The 8,633-nt window shown below is 68.3% G+C and carries 8 protein-coding genes; 2 read left to right on the top strand and 6 right to left on the bottom strand.

What is annotated here, in order from left to right; translation table 11 throughout:
• Positions 1-102: 102 nt before the first annotated feature.
• Together qcrC and ctaE are read right to left on the bottom strand one after the other, a co-directional pair.
• Positions 103-912, bottom strand: a complete 810-nt coding sequence (gene qcrC, locus ABD224_RS25270; RefSeq protein WP_344053817.1) for a cytochrome bc1 complex diheme cytochrome c subunit — start codon at positions 910-912, stop codon at positions 103-105.
• Between the two features lie 61 nt (positions 913-973).
• Positions 974-1,585 (bottom strand): aa3-type cytochrome oxidase subunit III, encoded by a 612-nt coding sequence (ctaE, locus tag ABD224_RS25265; protein WP_344053815.1) that lies wholly within the window; start codon positions 1,583-1,585, stop codon positions 974-976.
• 197 nt (positions 1,586-1,782) lie between these two features.
• Here ctaE and ABD224_RS25260 point away from each other — a divergent pair, with 197 nt between their 5' ends.
• On the top strand, positions 1,783-2,184 hold the full coding sequence (locus tag ABD224_RS25260) for a response regulator (RefSeq protein ID WP_344053813.1): 402 nt from the start codon (positions 1,783-1,785) through the stop codon (positions 2,182-2,184).
• Between the two features lie 228 nt (positions 2,185-2,412).
• On the opposite strand, the gene ABD224_RS25255 is transcribed toward ABD224_RS25260, so the two are convergent.
• From ABD224_RS25255 to ctaC, 4 genes are all read right to left on the bottom strand, one after another.
• Positions 2,413-3,669: a L,D-transpeptidase gene (locus tag ABD224_RS25255; protein ID WP_344053811.1), complete on the bottom strand. Its 1,257-nt coding sequence runs from the start codon at positions 3,667-3,669 to the stop codon at positions 2,413-2,415.
• Between the two features lie 141 nt (positions 3,670-3,810).
• Positions 3,811-4,209, bottom strand: a complete 399-nt coding sequence (locus tag ABD224_RS25250; protein WP_086791341.1) for a cytochrome c oxidase subunit 4 — start codon at positions 4,207-4,209, stop codon at positions 3,811-3,813.
• Positions 4,206-5,942: an aa3-type cytochrome oxidase subunit I gene (gene ctaD, locus ABD224_RS25245; protein WP_344053808.1), complete on the bottom strand. Its 1,737-nt coding sequence runs from the start codon at positions 5,940-5,942 to the stop codon at positions 4,206-4,208. Before ctaD ends, ABD224_RS25250 begins: the two co-directional genes overlap by 4 nt.
• Positions 5,939-6,898: an aa3-type cytochrome oxidase subunit II gene (ctaC, locus tag ABD224_RS25240; protein WP_344053805.1), complete on the bottom strand. Its 960-nt coding sequence runs from the start codon at positions 6,896-6,898 to the stop codon at positions 5,939-5,941. Before ctaC ends, ctaD begins: the two co-directional genes overlap by 4 nt.
• 352 nt (positions 6,899-7,250) lie before the next feature.
• On the opposite strand from ctaC, the gene ABD224_RS25235 reads away from it, so the two are divergent.
• Positions 7,251-8,630: a cysteine desulfurase/sulfurtransferase TusA family protein gene (locus tag ABD224_RS25235; RefSeq protein ID WP_344053803.1), complete on the top strand. Its 1,380-nt coding sequence runs from the start codon at positions 7,251-7,253 to the stop codon at positions 8,628-8,630.
• Positions 8,631-8,633 lie beyond the last annotated feature (3 nt).

Raw genomic sequence — 8,633 nt, 5'->3', positions numbered from 1 at the left:
CGGCGAACGGATTCCGCTCGTCCGCGACCGAGACCGCACCGCGCCCGCGCTCAACGGCAGCCTGCCCGGCAGGCAGGTTCTGTTCTGGAATGTCGTGGCTACTCATGACCTCTTGGCCTTTGCGGTCCGAGCGGTGACCCAAACGGTGACCGCGATCAGGGCGCCCAGCCCGAAGATCCAGGCGAACAGGCCCTCGACGACCGGTCCGAGACCGCCCAGCTGCATACCGCCCGGGTTCTCGGTCTCAGGACCGTTGACCTCGTTCAGGTACGCGACGATGTCCTTCTTGTTCTGCTCCGACAGCACGCCCTCGGGGAAGGCGGGCATGTTCTGCGGGCCGGTCAGCATGGCCTCGTAGATGTGCTTGTTGCTCACACCGCTGAGGTCCGGGGCGTACTTCCCGTGCGTCAGGGCACCGCCCTGGCCGGTGAAGTTGTGGCACTGGGCGCAGTTGTTGCGGAACAGCTCACCGCCCTTGGCCGCGTCCGCACCCTCGGGGTTGTACTGGTTCTTCGTCGGAATGGCCGGGCCGGCGCCGAGCGAGGCGATGTACGCGGCCATCTGGTCGATCTCGGCCTGGGTGTACTTCCCCGGCTTGCGCGGAGCCTGTGCACCCGGCTGCTGGGCCGGCATACGGCCGGTGCCCACCTGGAAGTCGACTGCCGCGGCGCCCACGCCCACCAGGCTGGGACCGTCGCTGGTGCCCTCACCGTCGGTGCCGTGGCAGCTGGCGCAGCCGACCGTGTAGAGCTTCTTGCCTTCTTCGATGGCGAGGGACTGGGCGGTGTCCTCGGCCTTCGCCTTGCTCGCGGGCGCGAACGCGGTGTACAGCCCCCCCGTGGCCGCCAGCGCGAGGAGTAGGACGACGACCGCCGCCAAAGGATGGCGTCGTCGTGCGGAGAGCTTTTTCACGATTACCCCGGTGTCAGGATCTTCTGCGTCGATGTTTTGCGGACTTGGGCCGGCTCGTCGGCTACTGGATCAAATAGATCGTGGCGAAGAGACCGATCCAGACGACATCGACGAAGTGCCAGTAGTAGGACACGACGATGGCTGCGGTCGCCTGCTCGTGAGTGAACCTCCGGGCCGCGTAGGTACGGCCGAGCACCAGCAGGAAGGCGAAGAGGCCGCCCAGCACGTGCAGGCCGTGGAAACCGGTGGTCAGGTAGAACACCGAACCGTAGGGGCCGGAGGAAATGGAAACTCCGTGTTCCTCCACCAGGGCGGTGTACTCGTACACCTGGCCGCCGATGAAGATCGCGCCCATGATGAAGGTGATGATGAACCACAACCGGAGCTTCTTCACGTCCCCGCGCTCGGCGGCGAAGACGCCGAGCTGACAGGTGAGTGAGGAGAGCACCAGGACCGTGGTGTTCACCGAGGAGAACGGCACGTCGAGGCCGCCCGCCATCTCTTTCCAATACGCCGGACCCGTCACCGAGCGCAGGGTGAAGTACATCGCGAAGAGGGCCGCGAAGAACATCAGCTCGGAACTCAGCCAGATGATGGTTCCGACGCTGGTGAGGTTCGGTCGGTTGACCGACGGGTGCGCGTGCCCGGTATCTACTGTCGTTGCTGTCGCCACGCCGACATTATGTCGGTCGCTTATCTCGCCCTCACTCCGGGGGGTGCTGTTCGGAGTGTCCGGGGTCGTGCCCTGCTCGTACGGCCCGCCGAAGAGCTGTTCCAACCGCTGCCGACCAGGGGTGGGAAGGAGTAGCATCCGCGCCATCGGTACCCGTAAGTTCCCGACGAGTTCCCGATCGACGACGCGGAGGAACCATGCAGGCGACCGCCACGGTGCTGGTCTACAGCGACGACGCCAACACCCGGGAGCAGGTGCGGCTGGCCTGCGGCCGCCGGCCGGCTCCGGACTCCCCCGTGGTGGAGTTCCTGGAGTGCGCCACGCCCGCCGCGGTGCTCAAGGAACTGGACAAGGGCGGGGTCGACGTCTGCGTCCTGGACGGCGAGGCCGTGCCGCTGGGCGGTATGGGGATGTGCCGGCAGATCAAGGACGAGATCTTCGGCTGCCCGCCGGTGCTGCTGCTGATCGCCCGGCCGCAGGACGCGTGGCTGGCGACGTGGAGCCGGGCCGATGCGGCGGCCACCCTGCCGGTGGAGCCGGTGGAGTTCGCCAACGCGCTGGCCTCCCTGCTGCGGAAGAAGGAACTGAGCGGCGTCTGACCTCCGGGCGCTTCGCGGAACTCGGGACGGCCCGCTCGTCCTGCGGGTGCGGGCCGTCCCGGGCGGTGCGTCCGCACGGTGGAGCCGTCCCCCGGCACGGCTCCTTGTTCTTTTACCGGCCCTTTTACCGGCCCTTTCGCCGGTTGCCGGTCCTCTCGTCCCTCTCGTCGGTCCTTTTCGCGCGTCGTCTCCGCCCACCGGAGCCGGTGCGATCCCCACGGCACCCTCCTACAGGCTCTGGGGGCGCAGCCGGGGCTGGTCGCCGTTCGTCCCCGGGGTCTTCGCCGCGGTCAGGGCGCTGCCCTGGAGCCACTCCTGCCAGGGGATGTTCCAGTCGCCGAAGCCGTTGTCGAAGTGCTCCATCGGCTTGCCGGTGGAGTTGACGACCTCGACGAGGTCGCCCTCCTTGACGGTCTTGAAGAACCATGCGGCGTTGGCGTTGCTCATGCCGACGCAGCCGTGGCTGACGTTGGCGACACCCTGGGAGCCGACGGACCAGGGGGCGGCATGGACGTACTCGCCGCTCCACGTCACCCTGACGGCGTAGTACACGGGCAGGTCGTAGGAGTCCGGGGAGCCGGCGGCGATGCCCACGGTGCTGCTCCTCATCCGCACGTAGTACTCCTTGGCCAGGACGACCTTGATGCCGTTGCGGGTCTCGAAGCCGGCCTTGCCGGCGGTGACGGGGATCTCCTTGATCTTCTCGTCGTTCCTGTAGACCGTCATCCGGTGCTTGGCGACATCCGCGACAGCCACGACGCGGTCACCGATGGTGAGCTTCAGCGGCTTGGCGCTGCCGCCCCACAGCCGGTCGCTGATCCTGATGTTCTCCAGGTTGCTGCGCACCTCGATGGTGGTGTTGGCGGGCCAGTAGGACCGGGGGCGGTAGTGGAGCTCCTTGTCGTTCACCCAGTACCAGGAGCCCGCCACGGCGGGCACGGAGTCGACCCTCAGGCCGCGCTCCACGACGGCCCGCTGGCTCCGGTCCGTGATCGGCTGGTCCAGTTCGGCCGTGATGGGCTGGCCGACGCCGTAGGTGCCCTCCTTCGGCCCGAATGTCACGTTCAGCCGCTTGAGGCCGGCGGGCGCGCTGGTGTCGAAGGTGAAGACCTTGCGGCCGGGTCTGCCGCTGCCGTCCTCGGTGCGCACGGTCACCGTGTAGTGAGCACCCGCGGCGAGCGGTGAGGTGCTGTGCCAGCGGCCGCCGTCGGCGGCGAGTTCGCCGGAGACGTAACGGCCCGTGGAGTCCACGGCGGTGACGTCCGTGATCCGGCTGTCCGCACCGTCGGCCGTGATCTCCAGGGGCTTGTCCGGGTCGACCTTCTCGCCGCGCTTCCCCGAACCGCTGAAGGAGATCTGGTCCGTCGCGTCGTACGGGGTGGCGGCCAGTGGGTTGCCGTCGGCGTCGCAGGCGGTGACGGTCGCCCCCAGAGCGGCTGCCAGCAGGACGCAGACGGTGCCGGCGGTGTGCGGAGTGGTGCTCATGACGTCACGCTAGGAAGCTTCGCCGGCTCCGGCACGATGAATCGTCCATGCGGGTGATCCCCTCTTCGGCGGAGACACAGCAGCCCGGCTCCTTCGGGGAGGAGCCGGGCTGTCGGTGTTCAACGCCGGTTGCCGGGCCGGTTACTGGGTGCGGTTCTCACCGCGGTAGTACTCGAAGACCCAGCCGAACACGCTGAGCAGGATGATCGGCACCGAGAAGTACAGCAGCCACCAGCCGACCGCGACGCCGAGGAAGCCCAGTGCCCAGCCGATGGCGAGGCCGAGCGGCTGCCAGCTGTGCGGGCTGAAGAAACCCAGCTCGCCGGCGCCGTCCGCGACATCGGCCTCCTTGTCGTCCTGGGCGCCCGGGTCGACCCGCCGGGCGGTGAAGCCCAGGTAGAAGCCGACCATGATGGCCAGGCCGAAGGCCATGAAGAGCGTCGTGATGCCGATCGGCTCCTTCGCCCACAGGCCATAGAGGATGGCCATGATGAGCAGGAAGACGCTCAGCCACATGAACATCTTGCCCTGGATCTTCACTTGCCGGCCTCCTTTCCGCCGACGAGGACCTTCTCGCCGTGGCCGGCGCTCTCGAGCTGGTCGAGCGCGGCGATCTCCGGGTGCTGCAGGTCGAACGCGGGGGCCTCACTGCGGATGCGCGGCAGGGAGAGGAAGTTGTGCCGCGGCGGCGGGCAGGAGGTGGCCCACTCCAGGGAGCGGCCGTAGCCCCACGGGTCGTTCACACCGACCGGCTTGCCGTACTTGGCCGTCTTCCAGACGTTGTAGAGGAACGGCAGGAGCGACAGGCCGAGCACGAACGAGGAGATCGTGGAGACCGTGTTCAGGGCGGTGAGGCCGTCGGCCGCCAGGTAGTCGGAGTACCGGCGCGGGAAGCCCTCGACACCCAGCCAGTGCTGCACCAGGAAGGTGCCGTGGAAGCCGATGAACAGCGTCCAGAACGTGATCTTGCCCAGACGCTCGTCGAGCATCTTGCCCGTCCACTTCGGCCACCAGAAGTGGAAGCCGGCGAACATCGCGAAGACGACCGTGCCGAAGACCACGTAGTGGAAGTGGGCCACCACGAAGTAGCTGTCGGTGACGTGGAAGTCCAGCGGCGGCGCGGCCAGGATGACACCGGTCAGACCGCCGAAGAGGAAGGTCACCATGAAGCCGATCGTCCACAGCATCGGCGTCTCGAAGGAGATCGAGCCCCTCCACATGGTGCCGATCCAGTTGAAGAACTTCACACCGGTCGGGACCGCGATCAGGAAGGTCATGAAGGAGAAGAACGGCAGCAGGATCCCGCCCGTGGTGTACATGTGGTGCGCCCACACCGTCACCGACAGGCCCGCGATGGCGATGGTCGCGCCGATCAGGCCCATGTAGCCGAACATCGGCTTGCGGGAGAACACCGGGATGATCTCACTGACGATGCCGAAGAACGGCAGCGCGATGATGTACACCTCGGGGTGACCGAAGAACCAGAACAGGTGCTGCCACAGCAGCGCACCGCCGTTGGACGAGGCGAAGATCTCACCGCCGAACTTGCGGTCGTACTCGAGCGTGAGCAGTGCGGCGGCCAGCACCGGGAAGGCCAGCAGCACCAGCACACCGGTCAGCAGCACGTTCCACGTGAAGATCGGCATGCGGAACATGGTCATGCCCGGGGCGCGCATGCAGATGATCGTGGTGATGAAGTTGACCGCACCGAGGATGGTGCCGAAGCCCTGCAGGGTCAGACCCATGATCCACAGGTCGGCGCCCACACCCGGGCTGTACACCTCGTTCGACAGCGGCGCGTAGCCCGTCCAGCCGAAGTCCGGCGCGCCCTGCGGGGTGAAGAACCCGGAGATCGCGATGATCGAGCCGATCAGGTACAGCCAGTAGGCCAGCATGTTCAGCCGCGGGAAGGCGACATCGGGCGCGCCGATCTGCAGCGGCATGATCCAGTTGGCGAAGCCGGCGAACAGAGGCGTCGCGAACATCAGCAGCATGAGCGTGCCGTGCATCGTGAACGCCTGGTTGAACTGTTCGTTCGTCATGATCTGCAGGCCCGGACGAGCCAGCTCGGCGCGCATGGCGAGCGCCATCACACCGCCGATGCAGAAGAACACGAACGACGACGCCAGGTACAGCGTTCCGATCGTCTTGTGGTCCGTGGTCGTCAGCCACTTCACCACCACGCTGCCCGGCTGCTTGCGCCGGGCCGGCAGCGTGCTCTCCTGAGAGCTCTCGACTGCCGCAACACTCTGAGGTTCGTTGAGGATGCTCACAGCTCGTTCACCTCCCGGTTCTTCTCGTGGCTCGTCTGCGCGATACCGGCGGGAACGTAACCGGTCTGCCCCTTCTTGGCGAGTTCCTTCAGGTGCTGCTCGTAGCGCTCAGGCGAGACGACCTTCACGTTGAACAGCATCCGCGCGTGGTCCTGGCCGCAGAGCTCGGCGCACTTGCCCCGGAAGGTGCCCTCCATGGTGGGGGTCACCTGGAAGGAGTTGGTGTGGCCGGGGATGACGTCACGCTTCATCAGGAACGGCAGCACCCAGTAGGAGTGGATGACGTCGCGCGAGGTGAGGATGAAGCGGACGGTCTTGCCCTTGGGCAGCCACAGCGTCGGGCCGGGGTTGCCGTTCTGGGGGTTCCGCATGCCCGGGATGCCGTAGTCGTAGACACCGCCGGCGTTGGCCGGGAAGTCCTTCTTGTACCGGTCCGGGATGGCGGCCAGGTTCTTGTCGGTCTTCGCGTCACCGGTCGAACCGGGGACGGACTCGATGTAGTTGAAGGCCCAGCTCCACTGGTAGCCGACGACGTTCACCGTGACGTCCGGCTTCTTGGACTCGTCCAGGAGCTTCGACTCGTCACGTGCCGTGAAGTAGAAGAGCACCGAGACGATGAGGAGCGGGACCACGGTGTACAGGGCCTCGATGGGCATGTTGTAGCGGGTCTGCGGAGGCACCTCCACCTTGGTGCGGCTGCGGCGGTAGAAGAACGCGCTCCACAGGATCAGACCCCACACCAGGCAGCCGATGGCGAGTGCGGCCGCCCAGGAGCCCTGCCACAGGGAGAGGATGATCGGAGCCTCTTCCGTGGCCGGGGTGGGCATACCCAGCCGGGGAAAGTCCTTGTATGTGCAACCAGTAGCAGTCAACAGGACCAGGCCCGCAGTCAGTGCCTGCAGCAGCTTCCGCCGCATCGGGCGCCGCGGCGAGCGGTCGGAGCCGTTGGGACTCACGTAGCGCCTTCCCGAGAGTCTCGCCCGCGCGGTTGGCTGCGGCCTGCCTTCTCGCTGGTCGGTCGCCGCCCTGCGTCGGGCAGGGGTTTGGATGTTTATGCGGACCAAACCCTACTGGACGCCTTCCGGCGGAGCGCGGGGAGGGTGGGTTACGCGCCGCGGGTCGGACCGAAGGGGTGGGATGGACCCATATGCCCGGCTTTGCGTAGGGGGTTGAGGCACTCCGGCAGGACGGCTGTGCGGCTTGTGCGGCACCCGGGGAAACGGTACGGCCGGCGCGTCCCGCGCGATGGGCCCGCACCGGCACCGCCCCGCGCCCCTCCCGCGCCCCTCCACGTCGTAGCGTTGCTGTGTGGCCTACTTCGACGCTGCTTCCGGTGTTCCCCTTCATCCCGTCGCCCGGCAGGCTCTGCTCGCCGCCCTCGACGAAGGGTGGGCCGACCCCGCCCGGCTCCATAAAGAGGGACGGCGTGCCCGGCTGCTGCTGGACGCGGCCCGGGAGACGACCGCGGAGGCGGTGGGGTGCCGCCCGGACGAGGTGACGTTCACCCCGTCGGGAACCCTGGCCGTGCACAGCGGAATCGCGGGCGCGCTGGCGGGGCGGCGACGCACTGGACGCCACCTGATCGTGTCAGCGGTCGAACACTCCTCTGTCCTCCATTCCGCCGAAGCGCACGAGGCGGACGGCGGAACGGTCACCCGGGTGCCGGTGGACCGCGGGGGCCTGGTGGCCGCCGCCTCGTACGAGGCCGCGCTGCGCGAGGACACCGCGCTGGCCTGTCTGCAGTCGGCCAACCACGAGGTGGGGACCGAGCAGCCGGTCGCCGGGGTGGCCGAGGTGTGCCGGGCGGCGGGTGTGCCGCTGCTGGTGGACGCGGCGCAGTCACTGGGCTGGGGCCCGGTGGAAGGGGACTGGTCGCTGCTGACGGCGAGTGCGCACAAATGGGGCGGACCGCCCGGAGTCGGGCTGCTCGTGGTGCGCAAGGGGGTGCGGTTCGCGCCTCGGAAACCGGTGGACGAGCGGGAGTCGGGACGGGCGGCCGGCTTCGAGAACATCCCGGCGATCGTGGCGGCGGCGGCGGCGCTGCGGGCGGTCCGGGCGGAGGCGGCCGCGGAGGCGGTACGGCTGCGGGAGCTGACGGAGCGGATCCGGGCGCGGGTGCCGCGGCTCGTGCCGGACGTGGAGGTGGTGGGCGACCCGGTCCGCCGGCTGCCCGGGATCGTCACCTTCTCGTGTCTCTATGTCGACGGGGAGGCACTGCTGCACGAGCTGGACCGCGAGGGCTTCTCCGTCTCCTCCGGCTCGTCGTGCACCAGCAGCACCCTGACGCCGAGCCATGTCCTGAAGGCGATGGGTGTGCTGAGCAGTGGCAACGTCCGGGTGTCGCTGCCGCCCGGGACCCCGGAGGAGGACGTCGAACGGTTCCTCGAGGCCCTGCCGGGCGCGGTGGCGCGGGTCCGGGAGAAGCTCGGGGCGCCGGCCGGGGAACCGGCCCCCGTGCGGGAGGACGCGCTGGTCGTGGACGCCCTCGGCAAGCGCTGCCCGATCCCGGTGATCGAGCTGGCCAAGGTGTTCAAGGACGTGCCCGTCGGCGGCACGGTCCGGGTGCTGGCCGACGACGAGGCGGCGCGTCTGGACATCCCGGCGTGGTGCGAGATGCGGGGCCAGGAGTACGTCGGCGAGGAGCCGGCGGACGGAGGCTCGGCCCACGTCGTCCGCCGGCTCTCGTAGGAA

The organism is Streptomyces thermoalcalitolerans (assembly GCF_039525155.1).
GTDB lineage: Bacteria > Actinomycetota > Actinomycetes > Streptomycetales > Streptomycetaceae > Streptomyces > Streptomyces thermovulgaris.
Note: the sequence above shows the minus strand (reverse complement) of the source record. Positions and strands in the feature narration are given on the sequence as shown.

Excerpts from the sequence above, each read along its gene's own strand:
- ABD224_RS25260 (WP_344053813.1), top strand. The coding sequence starts at position 1,783 with ATGCAGGCGACCGCCACGGTGCTGGTCTACAGCGACGACGCCAACACC.
- ABD224_RS25255 (WP_344053811.1), bottom strand. The coding sequence starts at position 3,669 with ATGAGCACCACTCCGCACACCGCCGGCACCGTCTGCGTCCTGCTGGCA.